Source organism: Psychrobacter sp. H29 (genome assembly GCF_059073055.1).
This window is the reverse complement of sequence record NZ_JCACRY010000001.1, coordinates 2,678,391-2,696,558: the sequence shown is the minus strand read 5'-3', so window position 1 is coordinate 2,696,558 and position 18,168 is coordinate 2,678,391. Positions and strand designations below refer to the sequence as shown.

Genomic DNA, 18,168 nt, shown 5'->3' with positions numbered 1-18,168 from the left:
CAAAAGTTAAAATTTAGCCACAAAAAAACCAGCAAAGATGCTGGTTTTTTTCGAAAATGACTAATAATTAATCACTACGTAGATGCAGTAATCTTAGTTGCCTTCTTTCACAAACAGATAACCTTTACTACGTACGGTTTTGATACGCTTTGGATTTTCTGGATCATCACCGATTTTTGGACGAATACGTGAAATACGCACATCAATTGAACGATCCTGACCATCATACTCAATACCACGTAGACGCTCAAAGATATCTTCACGAGATAAAATGCGACCTGCGTTAGAAGCAAGTAACCACAATAGATCATATTCAGCGCTAGTAAAATCAACCAGCTCATCACCTAGATTGACTGAGCGACCACCGTTGTCAATGACTAACTCGCCAAACTCTAAACGCTGCGGCACATCTTCTGATGGTGCGTTTTCTGAACGACGTAATAAAGCACGGATACGAGCGAGCAATACGCGCGGCTGAGCAGGTTTGGCGACATAGTCATCAGCACCCATCTCTAGACCCAATACTTGATCCATATCTTCGGTACGCGCAGTCAGCATCAAAATAGGATTTTGATAGTGCGGGCGAACTTCACGGCAAACTGTCAATCCGTCGCTACCAGGTAGCATGACATCAAGTACGACCATATCTGGTTGTTCATTGACAATGCGGCGAATAGCACGGTTACCGTCAGTTTCAATTGCCACTTCTAAACCATTTTTGACCAAGTAATCTTGAGTCAACATGGCCAGACGCTCATCATCTTCAACAATCAGGATTCGGGGGGTGTTGTCTTCTTCAGTCGTTGTCATTGTTATATCCTCTAATACATCTAATTTAAAAGCAGTAAAAGTAAGAGCGGTAAAATTAATAGCACCATAAAGCGGTACAATTGATGTTCGTATAGCTGTTACAAACTTGGTAGCACAGTATACTATTAAACCTACAGCTTCCTATACTATAGCTGATAGTCGTTAACAAAACCTATAAACTACCTCTAATAAAACTTTAGTTTGCGTCCAAGAATAATCCTACCTATCTCAATAATAGGCAGTAATTTCGTTTTCGTTAAATACTTACAACCAGAGCGCATCTTAATAACCAATGTTAGTGTCTTACATCGCACAGACGCACCACAGTATCACTCCATACTTACGATATTTCATAGTCTAATATAACCACATATCACCCTTACTGCTAGTGGCATTTTAAGGAAATCCAATATTATCTTGTTCTCAAAAAATAATTAACGGAGGCTCATAAAATACTTATCTATCCAAACACTGATATAAGTAAAAGTAGCAGTCATAGCATTGGCAAATTCAAACTAACAGACATAAAAAAGCAGCCCATATAATGGACTGCTTTCTGTCTTCAACTACACTGTTAGCTTCAGATAACTATCTATCGCTAACAGTGATAACTATCACTAACAATGATAAATTACACACGATTTTTGTACTTGCGAATAGTCTGTAGCTGTCCTACTGACTCTGCAAGTGAGGCTAAAGCTGCATTAGTCTGTAGTGTATCAGACTGGTTTACTAGCATTTGCTCAGCTTTCTTGCGAGCTTCGACAATCTTACTTTCATCAAGATTGCTTGCACGCATAGCGGTGTCAGCCAATACGGTAACCATCTTAGGTTGTACTTCTAATACACCACCTGAGACATAAATTATTTCTTCTTCACCATTTGGTGTTTGCACTCGCATTGCACCTGGCTTTAACAAAGTAATAAGCGGTGTGTGACCTGGCAATACACCAATCTCGCCTTCGGTACCAGTAGCTATTAACATGCTAATTTCGCCTGAATACAACTCTTCACGAGCACTTACGACGCGACATTGTAACGTTGCCATACTTAATTCCTTACCATCAAAGCGCGATCAAAAAACAGTAAAACTGCGATGCGTTACTGAAGAGTAGACATAAAATCTATATTATATCTACTCGTTATTTCATGCTCATACAGCTTACGCTGCAGAAGACTTCATTTTTTCAGCTTTAGCGACTACTTCATCGATACTACCAGCCATGTAGAATGCCTGCTCTGGTAAGTCATCGTATTCACCAGCGATGATCGCTTTGAAGCTAGCAATAGTATCGCGTAATGGTACGTATTTACCAGGTGCACCAGTGAAGACTTCAGCAACGTGGAATGGCTGAGACAAGAAGCGCTGAATCTTACGAGCACGATAAACAACCAGTTTATCTTCTTCTGATAACTCGTCCATACCCAAGATAGCGATGATGTCTTTAAGCTCTTTATAACGCTGTAGAACTTCCTGAACACCACGAGCAACATTGTAATGCTCTTCGCCGATCACTTGTGGATCTAGCTGACGTGACGTTGAATCGAGCGGATCAACCGCAGGATAGATACCTTGTGATGCGATATCACGGCTTAGTACGACCGTTGCATCCAAGTGAGCAAACGTTGTAGCAGGTGATGGATCAGTCAAATCATCCGCTGGTACATATACCGCCTGAACTGACGTGATAGAACCTGACTGAGTTGACGTAATACGCTCTTGCAGCATACCCATCTCTTCAGCTAGTGTTGGCTGATAACCAACCGCTGATGGCATACGACCAAGCAGGGCTGATACTTCTGTACCGGCTAGTGTATAGCGGTAGATGTTATCAACAAACAATAATACGTCACGACCTTTACCAGTGGCAGGATCTTTGGTATCACGGAAGTACTCAGCCATGGTCAAACCAGACAGTGCAACACGTAAACGGTTACCCGGTGGCTCATTCATCTGGCCATATACCATTGCTACTTTAGACTTACTGAAGTCTTCAGTGTTTACAACGCCAGCTTCCTGCATTTCGTGATAGAAATCGTTACCTTCACGAGTACGCTCACCCACGCCCGCAAATACTGACAAACCTTCATGTTTTAGAGCGATGTTATTGATCAGCTCCATCATGTTAACGGTTTTACCAACACCTGCACCACCAAACAGACCAACTTTACCACCCTTAGCGAAAGGGCAAAGCAAATCGATAACTTTAATACCAGTCTCTAGTAGCTCAGTGCTATTTGACTGATCCGCATAGCTTGGCGCTTCACGGTGGATAGACCATTTTTCGTCAGCAGCAACAGGACCTTCTTCATCGATAGGACGACCAAGAACATCCATGATGCGACCTAGCGTACCAGTACCTACAGGCACAGAAATCGGTGCACCAGTGTTGGTAACGGGTAGGTTACGCTTTAAGCCTTCGGTTGAACCCATTGCAATAGTACGTACAATACCATCACCCAGCTGTTGCTGTACTTCTAGGGTGGTTTCGGTACCATCTACTTGCAAGGCATCAAAAATCTGAGGAACTTCATTACGGTTGAACTCAACGTCAAGAACCGCGCCAATAATCTGTACAATACGACCGCTACTCATTGCGTTCTCCTTGAACTTCTATATATAGGTGTAGTCAATTATGAAACAGCAGCAGCACCGCCAACGATTTCCGAGATTTCTCGGGTAATCGCCGCTTGACGCAGCTTGTTATAAACCAACTGTAAATCGTTAATAAGGTCACCAGCATTATCTGTTGCCGCTTTCATCGCAACCATACGTGAAGACTGCTCAGAGGCAATGTTTTCCATTACCGCTTGATAAACAATCGACTCAATATAGCGACCAAGCAATTCATCAATCAATGTCTTGATATCAGGCTCGTAGATATAATCCCAGCTAAGTTCTGTCTGTAGACCACTGTCTTCATCATCAAATGACTGCTCTGGTAGAGGAACCAACTGATTGACCGTTGGTTTCTGAGTCATCGCATTGACGAATCGGTTATAGACCACATAGATACGGTCAATATTGCCGTTACTATAGTCTTCAAGCATCGCTTGAACTGGTGCATTCAACTGCTCAAACGTCGGTTTATCGCCATAATCGGTCACAGCCGATGTGACTTTACCACCAAAATTTTTGAAGAAGCTCACACCTTTGGCACCGATGACTGCAAACTCAGCTTGTACTGACTGATCTTGATAATCTTGGATACTTTTAGATAAAGCTTTGAATAGGTTAATATTCAAGCCACCCGCTAGGCCACGGTCAGAGGTAATGACGATATAGCCAACCTTATTGACTGGACGCGATACCATATACGGATGTTTGTAGTCTGATGAGGCATGCACCAAATGTGAAATAACCCGGCGCATACTATCAGCATACGGGCGACCCACTTCCATGCGCTCTTGAGCACGGCGCATCTTACTTGCCGCTACCATTTGCATAGCACGAGTAATTTTCTGGGTGCTTTTAATACTGGTGACTTTGGCACGTATCTCTTTTAAGCTTGCCATAATGATTCCAATATAAGAGGGTTAAAAAGCATTGGCGCATGCGACAATCATTTGATATGCAACATCACTCTTATAGAATAACATTTTATATCTTGTGGCATTACGCGATCTAATACCGGTAATGGTTAAAACAGTGGCGCAAATATCTAGTCAGACAACGCGCCACTTTTCAAACGACAGTTATAACCATTTCGGCTTAACCCGTTAAATTAATAACTGTGATTTTGTTTAAAGGTCTCTAACGCTGACTTTAAACGACCTGCGATATCATCATTGTAGTTCGCAGTGTCATCAATCTCACGCATCAATTCACTTTGCTCATCATGCATATAGCGCAAGTATGCTTCTTCAAAAGAACCAATCTTTTCAACAGGAACGTCAGCTAAGAAGCCTTCGTTTGAAGCATAGATAACGGCTGCTTGCTCAGAGATTGACATCGGCTGGTATTGCTTCTGCTTCATCAATTCAGTTACACGCTCACCATGATCAAGCTGTTCGCGAGTTGCGTCATCAAGATCTGATGCAAACTGAGCAAATGCTGCTAGTTCGCGATATTGAGCTAGAGCAGTACGAATACCACCAGATAGCTTTTTGATGATCTTAGTCTGAGCGGCCCCGCCCACACGAGATACCGAGATACCAGCGTTGACTGCTGGACGGATACCTGAAGCGAATAAGCTGGACTCTAGGAAGATCTGACCATCAGTGATTGAGATCACGTTAGTCGGTACGAATGCAGAAACGTCACCGGCTTGGGTTTCAATAATAGGCAATGCGGTTAAAGAACCAGTTTTACCTTTCACTTCACCGTTAGTGAACTTTTCTACATAATCAGCGTTTACGCGTGATGCACGCTCAAGTAAACGTGAGTGTAAATAGAATACATCACCAGGATATGCTTCACGACCTGGCGGACGACGTAGCAATAGTGAAATCTGACGATAAGCAACCGCTTGCTTTGATAAGTCATCAAATACAATCAATGCATCTTCGCCACGATCACGGAAGTATTCGCCCATCGTACAACCTGAGTACGGTGCGATATACTGTAGTGCGGCAGGCTCTGATGCTGAAGCAACCACAACCGTGGTATATTCTAATGCGCCAGTTTGCTCAAGTTTACGTACCACGTTAGCGATGGTCGAACGTTTCTGACCGATAGCCACGTACACGCACTTAATGCCAGATGATTTCTGTGCGATGATCGCATCGATAGCCATTGCTGTTTTACCAGTCTGACGGTCACCAATGATAAGCTCACGCTGACCACGACCGATTGGAATCATGGTATCAACGGCTTTATAACCGGTCATTACTGGCTGATCTACTGACTGACGATCGATAACGCCTGGAGCGATCTTTTCGACTTTGTCAGTCATTTTGGCATCGATAGGACCTTTGCCATCAATAGGATTACCCAAAGCATCAACAACACGGCCTAGCAGCTCAGGACCTACGGGTACTTCAAGAATGCGACCAGTACAATAGGCTTTTTGACCTTCTTGTAACTTTAGGAAGTCACCTAGTACTACTGCACCAACAGAATCACGCTCTAAGTTAAGCGCCATTCCATAGACTTCACCTTCAAACTCAATCATTTCGCCGTACATGGCATCTTCAAGACCATGAATCTGCACGATACCGTCAGATACTTTGACAATCGTGCCTTCATTCTTTGCAGTTGCACCCGCATCAAGGTCTTGAATACGCTGCTTAATCAGGTTACTGATTTCCGCTGGATTCAATTGTTGCATTGCCTTGTTTCCTTTAATTTATGATAACCCGCCCACTGACTTAAATGCTCTTACTATCACGCAGATTGTATTATATGTCTGCGCCGATACATGGCATTAGGCAGTTAGCTGTGTTTTTAACTGTTGTAACTTGCCGCGCATCGAATCATCAATGACTTTATCACCGACTTTGATTGTAGCGCCTGCCAATAGGCTTGGATCAACTGTTTCGTGAATCACTACACTCGCATTTAGCGAGGTAGCAAGACGCGTTTGTAGCATTTGACGCTGTTCATCAGTCAATGGATAAGCAGAGGTCACATATGCGTCAAGCTGCTTTAAGCTTACTGCCTTATGACGGCGATAATGCTCATAAACTTCAGGAAGCAGCGCTAGACGCTCTTGTTCTGATAACTGTTTAACGAAATTGCTAAGTGCTACTGATACTTTTGGATAGCTGGCGTTGCTGCCAAGGTTATTACCTTGAGCATCATCTAATAACTGCTTAAGAGCAGAGTCATTAGCGCTAGCTACTTGCGTATCATAAAGATCGACCAAAGCAGCTGACTTATGCTCAGCAGAAACAGCTGGATTGTCTAGCCAAGTACTGAACGACTTGTCATCGACAACAGTGCTAGCAACAAGTAAGAAGTTTTCCCACTCATTTACTGCGCCGTTTTCGTTGGCATAGTCAAACGCGGCTTTAGCGTACGGTCGTGCTAAGGTTGATAAGTCAGCCATTATATCCTCACAATTACAGCTTCGCCGCCAGTTGGTCTAACATACTGGCATGTTTTTGCGCATCGACTTTGTCTTGCAAAATCTTTTCTGCACCAAGTACAGCCAGCTCAGCAACTTGAGCACGTAATGATTCACGTGCTTGATTGATTTCTTGATCAATAGATGCTTGAGCTTGTTGACGAATACGCTCGCCTTCCGCTTGGGCTTGCGATTTTGCATCTTCGACAAGCTGATTAGCACTTTTGTTGGCTTGCTCGATTAATGCAGCAGCCTTGGTCTTTGCAAGATCAAGTTCCTGCTGGACACTTTGCTCCGCGGTCGCCAAATCTGCTTTTGCTTTTTCTGCGGCATTTAAGCCATCTGCGATTTTACGCTGACGCTCATTGATGGCACCGATAAGTGGTGGCCACACGAATTTCATGCAAAAAACCACAAATATTGCAAAAGCAATGGCTTGACCGACGAGGGTAAAATTGATATTCACGTGATCACCTCTTTGTTAATGAAAAATCAGTTTCATTGATCATGTTTGGCAGTCAAATCTTGACTATATTTGATAGAAAATTCTTGAGTACCAAACATTTACAACTGAGCTTTCGGATTAACCTGCTAGAGGGTTAGCGAACAACAATAGCATAGCAATACCAACACCGATCATCGGAATAGCATCAAGAAGACCTGCTACGATGAACATACGAGTTTGCAACTGTGAGCCAAGCTCTGGTTGACGTGCAACACCTTCTAAGAATTTGCCACCTAGAATAGCAAAACCAATACCTGTGCCAAGTGCGCCAAGACCGATAAGTAGTGCTACTGCGATAACTGTGTAACCACCTAATACTGGATCCATTGATGTATCCTCATTTACCTATTGAATGTCTAATTAATGTTCAGTTGATGATGCAAGCGACATATAAACTATCGTCAGCATCATGAATACGAACGCTTGAAGTGTAATAACTAAGATGTGGAAGATAGCCCACGGTACCGATAACGCCCATTGAATCCAAAATGGCATTAGAGCAATCAGTATGAAAATCAATTCCCCAGCATACATGTTACCGAATAGACGTAGACCAAGTGATACAGGCTTAGCTATTAGAGTAACTGCTTCTAGGATGAAGTTGATCGGGATCAAAATCGCTTGTACGATTGGGTTTTTGGCACCAAACGGATGTAGTGTTAACTCACCGATAAAGCCGCCCAAACCTTTTTCTTTAATGCTATAAAAGATAATCAGTGCAAAGACAGAGAACGACATGCCAAGCGTAATGTTAGGGTCAGTCGTTGGAACAATCTTGAAGAAAACATGATGTGGATCATGGCCCATAGCGGCACCGATCTGTCCAGCTAGACCTGGAATAAAGTCAACCGGTATCAAATCCATCAAGTTCATCAAGAAGATCCAGACAAAAATAGTCAACGCCAGTGGCGCGATCAATTTTGAGGTACCACTGTAAGAATCACGAACGTTGTTATCAACAAACTCAACGATCATCTCAACCGCTGCTTGAGTTTTACCTGGTACGCCTGAGGTTACTTTTTTGGCAACCATCCAAAAGACGGCACAAAATAAGATACCTAGACCGATTGACCATAGCATAGAATCAAGGTGGATAGCGTTAAAGCCCATTAACCCTGCTTCTTCAGCATTGTAGGCAACTTTCCAACCTTCGCCCGGCAGGTAGCCGTACGTCCAGTTCGTTAAGTGGTGAGAGATATATTCTGATGATGTTTGCTCGGATGCCATAATGTAAGCTTCTTATTAATCAACGATTTAATCAACTACCAAAAATATGGTTGTCATCTGATGGGTTTAGCGTTTTTATTTGTGGTGCTATTAAGCAAGCAAATAAATCATACTAAAGCGCCCATGTAACCAATAACATCCAACCCATAGTTCTATTGCTAATGCTAATGCTATATCTGATAGCGTGACATAAATTTTAGCTATCAAAAAAGGGCTTATGATAACTCAGTAATAGCCCTTGCATTTTTATACGCAAAATTATTATACATGTGCTTGCCTATTGGCCGTTTTTACGACCGACGCTCAATGTAGCGTTTATAAGCAAAATATTTAGCTGCCTATATTAATGCAGCGTTGTATTCGTGTAAAGTCTATTATGATCTTATTATCCATTGTATGAATAAGTTAACTGACAACAACGATTGCTAATATAGCTTTTCGTTCATAATTAAACTGTAAAAAGTTCATTATTAATGACAGTTATGGCTGCGTCCGCCCTACCCTATCATTGTGTCGTTGCATACTGCGCCTAACGTAGAGGCTCATACTTCGGTCTTCATGATCATTAGTGCTGCCATAAGACAGTTTTGTACTTTGACTTTCCGAACTAGTCATAGAGAAGTTGGACGGCAGGGTGACTTGCCAGTACTATTAATAAATCATCTAATCATTTATTAGCGCTAGCGTATATGCCACAACATCCAACTGTGACTAATTTGCATTACCATAAAACCGATAAACAACGCAGGCGCAGATAGGGGTTGTACGGTAATAAAAATTAGTGCGAAACCAAACACGGTCAACAGCCACTTTGCCATCTGACCTCGATATAGCTGGCTAACGATATGTTGGCGCGCGCGATATCCTGTATACCAAAAGATAAAAAAAGCAAATACGGCTTGAGTCGTGAAACTGAGCAATGCCCCGATTGCGGCGCTTTTTGCTACTGTAAGCTCACTACGTAACCAAGTAGTATCTACCATCCAAGCAACAATGATAAAAATAAACAATATCCATGCTTGCCGTTTGATATAGATGCCAATCTTATCTTTTTGCGTGCGTTTGGCAGGCTTGGTCATCGATATTCCTATAGCCTTTCAGCATTGGGACAATATAGCATACTTGCCATATTTTTATCCGTGAATGACTTACTCTACAGGCATTACCTTTAAACCAAAATAAAACGCCACTTATTATAAGGAGACCATTACTATTAAGCAAGTAAAATATGACCTTTATCAGTCACCTAACTCACAGACTTACGACGATGGCGTGTTTTCATCTATCAAAATCAAATCACGCCATTACTTGAACATCTCTATATGATCCGTGGTGTAGTGTATATCACGTTTATGATGTTATACATTGATTGATTTGCTGGGCCATAGTTTGCCAACTGCTAACAAAATCTTCGCTGTTGTTGCTCATATCTTCGACTTGGATGGTTGTATTAACTGGCTGTAACTTAGCAAGCAAACCTTTTGAAACACTACCTTGGTTGACCATACACATTTGCTCAACAGGACGATTTTTATTTAACCAAAGTAGCTGGCTGGCTTTTGGAGAGATATGATGATCGGGGCTTAGACTACCTGCTAATTTTATATGCGCCGCTTTTTCAATATATTGATAAGCGTCATGATATACCCAGTAAGGGCGATCTGTCTGTGTGCCTTGCTGTACGTCAGCAACGGCTTTATCCATACGTTCAGCAAACTTTTTGACATTGGCTTGATAAGTACTTGCATGCTCTGGATTAGCATGGCTATGAATCACAGCTAGTGCACGGGTAATGGCTTTGGCATTTTCAGGATCGAGCCAAATGTGCGGATCTAGCGTACCTTCAATCGCCTCGCCTTTTACATCACGCAGCGGATAACGGTTAAAGGCATCAAACTCAAATAGAGCAATGGCGTTGGGTGCATTTTTCAAACTACCAGTCAGACTGTTCTCTAATGCAGGCCCAAACCAAACAACAAATTTACTGTCTTTAATAGCTTTCATATCACTTGGACTAACGCTACCATGATGCCCAACATCGCCTGCCTGTAGAATCCTATTGGCCGATGGTGTGCCATCAGTGACCGCTTCACTGAGTAAAAACATCGGATAGTTGCTCACACTGACCGTCGCAGCTTGCGCACTTAATGTAAAAGATCCTATCACTAGTCCTGTAATCAGTAAGCGTTGTAGCGTGATGATTGAGCGTCGAAAATAAGTAACAATAGCGTTCATAGCAAGCTCTTTGGTTGATGGGTCATTCTTTGTTGAAAGTCGATCTGTATTTAGTAAGTCACCACAATGCGAATCATCGTTTTTATTGTAAGGCGCCTTTTAAAAAGGAGACACGCATACAGGAACAGCGTGTCTGGCTGTCTGTAGCGGCTTTAAAACAGCTGATTCAGATCTGTAGTTATAGTTTCAACTATATTATGTTATACTATAACAATAAAAAACGCTATCATAAAAAACGTCATGCGATTACCATGCTATTTTTAGGAGCCTATACTATGTCTACTACTCCGTCACTCTGTGAGCATTTGCATGATGTGCAAGATTTGACTGCGCATGACGTTACTGAGCGATTGCTAGCCGCAAAGGAGCACTGCCACTTAAATGGGGCACGGTTTACGCCGCTACGCCAGCAGATATACCAGTTGGTACTAGAATCTGATCAACCTGTTGGCGCTTATGACTTAATCACTCAATTACAGCAAATGCGACTGTCTGAAACAGATGATATATCGAAGACGCCTGTGGACGAACCAGCTGTTAAGAAGCGCACCCCCAAAAACGTTGCGCCACCAACAGTTTATCGCAGCTTAGAGTTTTTGTTGAGCGAAGGGTTGATTCATCAGCTGACGTCTATCAACGCTTATGTTCCTTGCTGTCATCCCAGAGCACGGCATACGGCCGCCTTTTTAATATGCGATCAGTGTCAGCGGGTTCAAGAGTGTAGTAGTTTACCGGTACAAGAGATGATGAGCTTTGCTGAGCAAGATGTAGGCTTTGTCGTTGAGCGCAGCGTGATCGAACTCAGTGGCCGGTGTCAGGCTTGTCAGTAATATATAAATTCAGCGACCCGTCAATACTGCCTACCTTTCTTTTAATACTGTTCTATTGGTTCTTAACACTTATATTCTGGTTATCCCTCCCCTTTACTTATCTATTTGTTGTCATATTATGAGCCTGTCTATCCTACCCTCTAATCAGCCAGTTGCCCCTATTATGGATAAAAATATTGTGAACGATGCTAGTCAACTGCTGAGCCTACGCAATATCAGCTATTATATTGGGTCGCAACGTCTTCTCTCGAACATTGATATCGACATTGCAACCAACGAAACCGTGAGTCTCGTTGGGCCTAACGGGGCTGGAAAATCTACACTGGTCAAACTCATCTTAGGTTTAATCGACCCGACCAAAGGCAGCATCACGGCACACCAACCACTACAACTTGGCTACGTACCACAGCGATTTACCGTACCGCCAATATTGCCATTGCGAGTCAGCGACCTATTAGATCAAGCAGATAAAAAACGTCTTACCGCTGAGCAGCGCCAGTTTATCTTTGATAATTTGTCGTTAACACACTTATTATCGCGACAAATGTTGCATTTATCGGGCGGAGAGGCGCAGCGAGTGTTGCTTGCCCGAGCATTGTTAGACAAACCCAACTTATTGATTCTGGATGAACCTATGCAAGGGCTTGACCCTGATACAGAGGTTTGGCTGTATCAGTTTATCGATAAATTGCCAGATTTTTTACGTTGTGCCATGTTGGTTATATCCCATGATTTGCACTGGGTTATGAGAGGCAGTCGACGTGTTATCTGTCTCAATAAGCATATTTGCTGCGAAGGAAAACCCAGCGAGCTAGCCATCAGTACCGAGTTTAAAAAGTTGTTTGGTCATTATTATGAACAGCCTTACGTGCATCAGCCACATGCTTGCCAGCACCATGCACCAAACGAGCTCGAACTATAACCCTTAGCATCACATACTCTATAGCTTAGCTGTATTGGTTTCAATGTTTTGACATTTAGCAGTGCAGTATTAAGCTCTATAAAATTTCATGGATATTTATTATGACCTCATGGTTAGCTATTATCGCTCCTGCTTGGATCGCTGGCAGTATTTTAGCGCTACTATCGGCACCTTTAGGTTGTTTGGTATTGTGGCGACGTATGGCCTTTTTTGCTGATGCGTTAGCACATGGTACATTGCTGGGCGTAGCTCTAGCAGCTTGGTGGCAGATGCCAATGGGAATTGGCGTTGCGTTAGTCAGTATCGCAGTAGTGTTAGGGCTGGTTTTGATTGATGATGAGCGTTTGCCTGCTGATGCAGTGTTGGCCGTTGTTGCGGTGTCATTGCTGTGTTTGGGTTTGTTGACCTTGACCCAGCTGACAGACCAACAAGCCAATGTGCTTGGTTTTTTATTCGGTAATTTACTGGAGCTTGGTTGGGATGAGTTGCCCCTACTCGCAGGGTGCGTACTCGTAGGCTTAAGCCTGCTCAGTTATATTTGGCCTGCTCAAATCAAACTGGCCACCCACGAGGCATTGGCGCGTATCCAAGGTATTAATCCGACTCGTCAGCGGCTGTTTTTTATGGGCTTACTTGCAGGGTTTTGTGCCGTTGCTTTACAAGCCGTCGGTAGCTTATTAATCAGTGGGCTGCTAGTACTACCTGCCCTTACCGCACGTTTATGGTCATCATCGCCAAAACAAATGGTGATTATCGCATTTATCATCGCTCAGCTTGGAGTGACACTGGGTGTCTGGGGAAGCATTTGGTTAGATATTCAAACGGGTCTCTCTATTGTATTGATATTAGCTATATTATTTTTTATCGCTCTGATTTTTTCGAAGCTAACCAAAATAAAATTTCGTTCAGCACGCCATCAATAGTTCATTGACGTTCAGGCTATAATGAAGATTTTTAAAAACTTTGTTCAACTTTATTTCACCAATATTACTAGAGCTTTAACTGGCTTTATGTTATAAAATTGCTTTACCACTGCGCGTCGCGATTCACTATTATGACTCGTCACCAATCAGTGCTAATAACCGTTATAATAGGCGCATGTACCATTAAAAATAGTAGATCATTTATCCACACTCGTTCTCACAATGACCATTGTTTTGATTCGATAAGGGACTGACCCGATGCCAAGCTATCCTGTCAATAAGATCAGTACGCCCGATGAACAGATAAATATTTTACAAATCACTGATTTGCATTTATCCACGCCTGTCGCTGCTGATATTGATAGCAGTGGTTACAACGATGCTGGCAATTGTCAGCGCAGCTTTGAGACAGTACTCCAGCAAGCACTGAGTGCAGATATTCGCTGCGACTTGATCATTGTGACCGGCGATCTGGTGAATAAAGTAAGGCTGTCAACCTACGACCACATATTTGCTGTCCTACAAGCGACTCAAATCCCTTTTGTTTGTATCGCTGGCAATCATGATGTGACTGACGAGGATGGCGAACACCTACCGTTTTTTCAGAGGTCGCTCGTTGCCCAGCCAGCTGACTCACGTCTGCTCAGCCGGCATAGGATTGAGGGAGATCACTGGCAATTACTATTGCTAGACTCATCGATTACAGGCAAGGTAGCAGGTGAAGTAACAACCACTGACATTGATTGGCTGTGCGAATGTCTTGATGCCTGTGATAAGCCAGCGCTCATTGCTCTACACCACCACATCATACCAGTGGATTCTGACTGGATTGATACTCATATGGCAACAAACACGGAGAGTTTTTGGGAGCATATGGCGCCTTTTGAGCATCTACAAGTCATTATTAGTGGTCACACTCATCAAGAGCAAGTTCGTTATCGCCAAGGGGTTACCGTCTATAGCACACCGTCTACCTGCTACCAGTTCAAACCTTATTCGCACGATTTTGCTTATGATGAAAGTGGCCTACCAGGCTACCGCTGGTTGCAATTAGCCAACAATGGAAAGGTTGCAAGCTGGGTTGAAAGACTGGATACTTAATGGCCATATTTTTTACTACAGATAATAGCTCCACCCCTTGCCCACTATGAGCTTAGCCTATATTGGCCAAGATTGTACAAGTTAATGAATTAAGAAAAAACGAGATCAAAATAAAAAATAACTTCATTATTACTATAAACAATGATACAACTTGTAAAATGAAGCGAGGACGGTCTAATATTTAAAATTAGGCAATAGAATAATAGCTAGGATGGCCAAGAAACCACAAGCTAAGTGTTAATAGTCAATCATTTATAATACGATTTGAGCAGTGCTATTGAACTAAAGATTTGCATAGCAATATACCTGAGTCAGAGTATGCCGATATACTAAAATAACGATATTATTTGATCAGCTGTGTTACTTGTATCACCAAGTGGTAAAACGTTTGATAAAGGGACAACTTATAGCGTTTGTAAAACTGATAACGTCTTGTCTTTTGATACGTCGTTTTATTGAATTAATTTGAAAAAGTAGGATACCCATATGAGCACCGTGACCACGAATCCAAGTGAAGTCAAGTTTACTCCCTATGTGCCAGCCAAAGACGAAGAGTACATGTCTGATGCACAGTTAGAGCATTTTAAGTCAATTTTGTTGGAATGGAAAAACCAACTGATTGGTGAAGCGGATCGTACCAAAAACTACATCCAAGATGAGTCAAGTGCGATGCCTGACATCAATGACCGTGCAACTCAAGAAGAAGAGTTTGCGCTTGCCTTACGTACACGTGATCGTGAACGTAAGCTCATCCGCAAGATCGACAAGTCTATGTTAGAAATCGAAAATGATGACTATGGATTTTGTGAAACCTGTGGTGTAGAGATTGGTCTACGTCGCCTCGAAGCTCGTCCAACAGCCACGCAGTGTATCGACTGCAAAACCTTGTCAGAGATCAAAGAGCGCCAAAACCAAGGGGCTTAAGCGGTATACAGATAACCGTACGTAAGCAAAAGCGACCACATCATGGGTCGCTTTTTGCTTTTACAAGACTATCATTTTTCTTAACCACCACCCCTACTCCACTCTCAAATATATGATCGACGCACAGCTGCCATTACTAACAAAATAATTTCATTTAATAAATATCTTTTGATACCGATCTTTATTATTCTATCTCTATCATTTTTATCGATAGTTATTTATTTTGAAAAATATTTATACTGATATACCAACTGAACCCAGATTATCACAGCCTATTGGCCGTTTTGCGCCATCACCTACGGGTGAGCTGCATCTGGGTTCTTTTACCACGGCACTTGCTAGCTTCTGTCATATAAAATCGCTCGGTGGCCAATGGTTGCTGCGCATCGAGGACACCGATACTGCGCGCTGTGACAAGCAGTTCACTGAGCAGATTTTGATGGATCTAGAAATACTTGGATTGCACTGGGACGGTGACGTCATCTATCAGTCTGAACGTATCGATATTTACAGTGACTACCTGTCTTCATCGCTGCGCCCCTTAACCTACGGCTGCAGATGCTCACGTAAAGACCTAGAGCAATACTGGGCACAAGAAGATATCAATAGACATCACAGCCAGACCCATACTGCAACATCAGTCAATCAAAAACAGCCAAACCGGCAGCGCTATCCAAGGCGCTGTGTGGCAACTCATCTTGATAGGCAGCAGCATAAATTACGTATACAGCTACCAGACTATAAAATCGGTTTTAATGATGGTATTCAGGGTCAGCAATGGGATAATCCACAGCAGACACTAGGAGACATGGTAGCGCGTCGTCAAGATGGTATGATCAACTACATATTAGCCGCCAGTATCGACGATGGTCTACAACAGGTTACTCATATTATGCGCGGTTTGGATATCCTACCGATGACCACAGCGCAGATCAGTATTATGCAGGCGGCGGGTCTACCAACGATCGACCATTGGTACCACTTACCATTAATTAATAATGCAAATGGTCAAAAGCTCTCCAAGCAAAACCTCGCGCAGCCAATAGACACATCGGATCCAAGCCAACTTATCACTGATGGACTGGCACTCCTGCGGCAACCAAAAGTCGATGTCGACACGCCAACTAATATGCTCATCCAAGCCATTGCACAGTGGGACAATGCACCGCTACAAGGTATGCAGCAGCTAAATTTACTCTGTTGATGAGAACCAAGTAACCCTTAATAGCAGCAGACAGCAAAAAGCACCACTATTTGCGGCGCTTTTTTTAGGTCTTACTCATAAAGTGTATAAGCTAACTCAGATGTTTTACTAATTAAAATTTTTTAATAGTAGCGGCATTGGCTCTTTTCGATTTCAGGACTTTCCTTATATATTTTTAGTAGTAGTGCAACCATCACCAGGCTGATCAGCATCGAAGACCCACCATAACTAAAGAACGGCATAGTGAGGCCTTTGGTTGGAATGGCACCCATATTCATCGCCGCGTTAATAATTGTCTGCGCAATAAATACCACACCGATACCAAACGCCGTATAACTCATGCGCATTTGACGACGTTTGAGTGCGTTGTAACTGATGCGCATTGCACTACCAATGATCAGTGCTTCGAGTACCAACACCATGCTGACCCCGACAAAGCCCAACTCCTCACCCGTAATCGCCAACAAAAAGTCAGTATGAGCCTCAGGTAAATGCGATAGTTTTTGTACGCTTTCGCCATAGCCGACACCCGTGAACTGTCCACGCCCAAAAGCAATCAAACTACGCGCTAACTGGTAGTCAGTATCTTGCACATCATCAAATGGATCCATAAATGACATGACACGCACCAATCGGTACTCTGCCGTAGTCACCATCAGTACAGCACCGCCAATAGCCGCCGCACCCAATGCTAAGAAGTGCTTGTAAGGGGCACCAGCGATATAAAAAATCGCGAATAGTGTCCCTAAAATAACGACAAATGAGCCAAAATCAGGCTGTGATAAGAGCAGTATCGTGATTAGCGCTACCACCAGCATGATTCGCAAAAAACCATCGAGACCATTGCGCACCTCAAACGAGCGGCGCACCACAAAGTCAGAGACAAACACAATCATGACCAGCTTGGCCAACTCTGCGACCTGAAAATTGAAACCGCCTAGCGTGAGCCAACGCTTAGAACCATTGATAGGTGTACTAAATAGCGTTGCCACTAGCAACAGACCTGTGATACCCAGTAAAAGAAATTGGGTTTCAGTCTTATAAAGCGTTCGCAGCGACACACCATAATAAGGGATAACAGCGACGATCAAACCAATCATCATGTACAACAGCTGATTTTTGAAAAAATACAGCTCTGTCATACCGCGGCTGAGCGCAAAAGGAATAGAAGCAGATGCGACCATCAGCAAACTAAGCACCATCATGCAGCCTACGCTCGATAGTAAAATTGCACGTGCTGATGGCATAGAAAGCACACCATCTGTGCCAGAGGTTTGCTTGGTCTGAGACGAGGAACGAAAAAAAGAAGAGAGCGCCATAATTTTATATACACTAACGAACGAAGAAACACGGCGTCTATAAAACGCCACCGTTTAAAAAATGATAAAGTAAATCGTACCAGATAGAGGATGATAGGACAGTCATGAGCAACAAAAGATGCGTGAACTACCACCTATCTAAGCATCAAACCAGTTATGG

General features: G+C 42.9%; 18 protein-coding genes. 6 read left to right on the top strand and 12 right to left on the bottom strand.

Features of this window, described 5'->3' with window-relative positions:
- Positions 1 to 93: 93 nt before the first annotated feature.
- The 11 genes from AC5JP1_RS11005 to AC5JP1_RS10955 all read right to left on the bottom strand — a co-directional run bounded on the left by AC5JP1_RS11005 (position 94) and on the right by AC5JP1_RS10955 (position 10,785).
- The gene (locus AC5JP1_RS11005) at positions 94 to 810 is read right to left on the bottom strand and encodes a response regulator (protein ID WP_058023509.1); all 717 of its coding nucleotides are present in this window, start codon (positions 808 to 810) and stop codon (positions 94 to 96) included.
- A gap of 631 nt (positions 811 to 1,441) precedes the next feature.
- Positions 1,442 to 1,858 (bottom strand): F0F1 ATP synthase subunit epsilon, encoded by a 417-nt coding sequence (locus tag AC5JP1_RS11000; RefSeq protein WP_261869167.1) that lies wholly within the window; start codon positions 1,856 to 1,858, stop codon positions 1,442 to 1,444.
- 114 nt (positions 1,859 to 1,972) lie between these two features.
- Entirely contained in the window at positions 1,973 to 3,406 is a 1,434-nt protein-coding gene (atpD, locus tag AC5JP1_RS10995; protein ID WP_443526717.1) for a F0F1 ATP synthase subunit beta, read from the bottom strand.
- A gap of 38 nt (positions 3,407 to 3,444) precedes the next feature.
- Positions 3,445 to 4,326 (bottom strand): F0F1 ATP synthase subunit gamma, encoded by an 882-nt coding sequence (atpG, locus tag AC5JP1_RS10990; RefSeq protein ID WP_443526718.1) that lies wholly within the window; start codon positions 4,324 to 4,326, stop codon positions 3,445 to 3,447.
- A 209-nt stretch (positions 4,327 to 4,535) separates the two neighbouring features.
- Positions 4,536 to 6,080 (bottom strand): F0F1 ATP synthase subunit alpha, encoded by a 1,545-nt coding sequence (atpA, locus tag AC5JP1_RS10985; RefSeq protein ID WP_319052002.1) that lies wholly within the window; start codon positions 6,078 to 6,080, stop codon positions 4,536 to 4,538.
- Positions 6,081 to 6,176: 96 nt separating this feature from the next.
- Entirely contained in the window at positions 6,177 to 6,800 is a 624-nt protein-coding gene (locus tag AC5JP1_RS10980) for a F0F1 ATP synthase subunit delta (protein WP_443526721.1), read from the bottom strand.
- A 13-nt stretch (positions 6,801 to 6,813) separates the two neighbouring features.
- Positions 6,814 to 7,284: a F0F1 ATP synthase subunit B gene (locus AC5JP1_RS10975; protein WP_493844142.1), complete on the bottom strand. Its 471-nt coding sequence runs from the start codon at positions 7,282 to 7,284 to the stop codon at positions 6,814 to 6,816.
- 117 nt (positions 7,285 to 7,401) lie between these two features.
- Complete coding sequence (gene atpE, locus AC5JP1_RS10970; protein ID WP_010197960.1) at positions 7,402 to 7,650, bottom strand: F0F1 ATP synthase subunit C; 249 nt, start codon at positions 7,648 to 7,650, stop codon at positions 7,402 to 7,404.
- Between the two features lie 33 nt (positions 7,651 to 7,683).
- Positions 7,684 to 8,550 carry a F0F1 ATP synthase subunit A gene (atpB, locus tag AC5JP1_RS10965; protein ID WP_319051999.1) on the bottom strand — a complete coding sequence of 289 codons (867 nt, stop codon included), beginning with the start codon at positions 8,548 to 8,550 and terminating at the stop codon, positions 7,684 to 7,686.
- A gap of 680 nt (positions 8,551 to 9,230) precedes the next feature.
- Positions 9,231 to 9,629, bottom strand: a complete 399-nt coding sequence (locus tag AC5JP1_RS10960; protein ID WP_443526725.1) for an ATP synthase subunit I — start codon at positions 9,627 to 9,629, stop codon at positions 9,231 to 9,233.
- 271 nt (positions 9,630 to 9,900) lie between these two features.
- The gene (locus AC5JP1_RS10955) at positions 9,901 to 10,785 is read right to left on the bottom strand and encodes a metal ABC transporter solute-binding protein, Zn/Mn family (protein WP_493844141.1); all 885 of its coding nucleotides are present in this window, start codon (positions 10,783 to 10,785) and stop codon (positions 9,901 to 9,903) included.
- 275 nt (positions 10,786 to 11,060) lie between these two features.
- Between AC5JP1_RS10955 and AC5JP1_RS10950 the strand changes: the two genes are divergently transcribed.
- From AC5JP1_RS10950 to gluQRS, 6 genes are all read left to right on the top strand, one after another.
- Positions 11,061 to 11,615, top strand: coding sequence for a transcriptional repressor (locus AC5JP1_RS10950; RefSeq protein ID WP_493844140.1), 555 nt, complete (start codon positions 11,061 to 11,063; stop codon positions 11,613 to 11,615).
- Positions 11,616 to 11,778: 163 nt separating this feature from the next.
- A complete protein-coding gene (locus tag AC5JP1_RS10945; protein ID WP_493844479.1) occupies positions 11,779 to 12,537 on the top strand; it encodes a metal ABC transporter ATP-binding protein in 759 nt (252 codons plus the stop codon).
- Between the two features lie 101 nt (positions 12,538 to 12,638).
- A complete protein-coding gene (locus AC5JP1_RS10940) occupies positions 12,639 to 13,460 on the top strand; it encodes a metal ABC transporter permease (RefSeq protein ID WP_493844139.1) in 822 nt (273 codons plus the stop codon).
- Between the two features lie 258 nt (positions 13,461 to 13,718).
- The gene (locus tag AC5JP1_RS10935; protein ID WP_493844138.1) at positions 13,719 to 14,561 is read left to right on the top strand and encodes a metallophosphoesterase; all 843 of its coding nucleotides are present in this window, start codon (positions 13,719 to 13,721) and stop codon (positions 14,559 to 14,561) included.
- A 486-nt stretch (positions 14,562 to 15,047) separates the two neighbouring features.
- Complete coding sequence (dksA, locus tag AC5JP1_RS10930; RefSeq protein WP_319051992.1) at positions 15,048 to 15,485, top strand: RNA polymerase-binding protein DksA; 438 nt, start codon at positions 15,048 to 15,050, stop codon at positions 15,483 to 15,485.
- A 223-nt stretch (positions 15,486 to 15,708) separates the two neighbouring features.
- Positions 15,709 to 16,689, top strand: coding sequence for a tRNA glutamyl-Q(34) synthetase GluQRS (gene gluQRS / locus AC5JP1_RS10925; protein ID WP_493844137.1), 981 nt, complete (start codon positions 15,709 to 15,711; stop codon positions 16,687 to 16,689).
- Positions 16,690 to 16,811: 122 nt separating this feature from the next.
- Here gluQRS and ftsW read toward each other — a convergent pair whose 3' ends face one another.
- Positions 16,812 to 18,008, bottom strand: coding sequence for a putative lipid II flippase FtsW (gene ftsW, locus AC5JP1_RS10920; RefSeq protein WP_493844136.1), 1,197 nt, complete (start codon positions 18,006 to 18,008; stop codon positions 16,812 to 16,814).
- Positions 18,009 to 18,168: the final 160 nt, after the last annotated feature.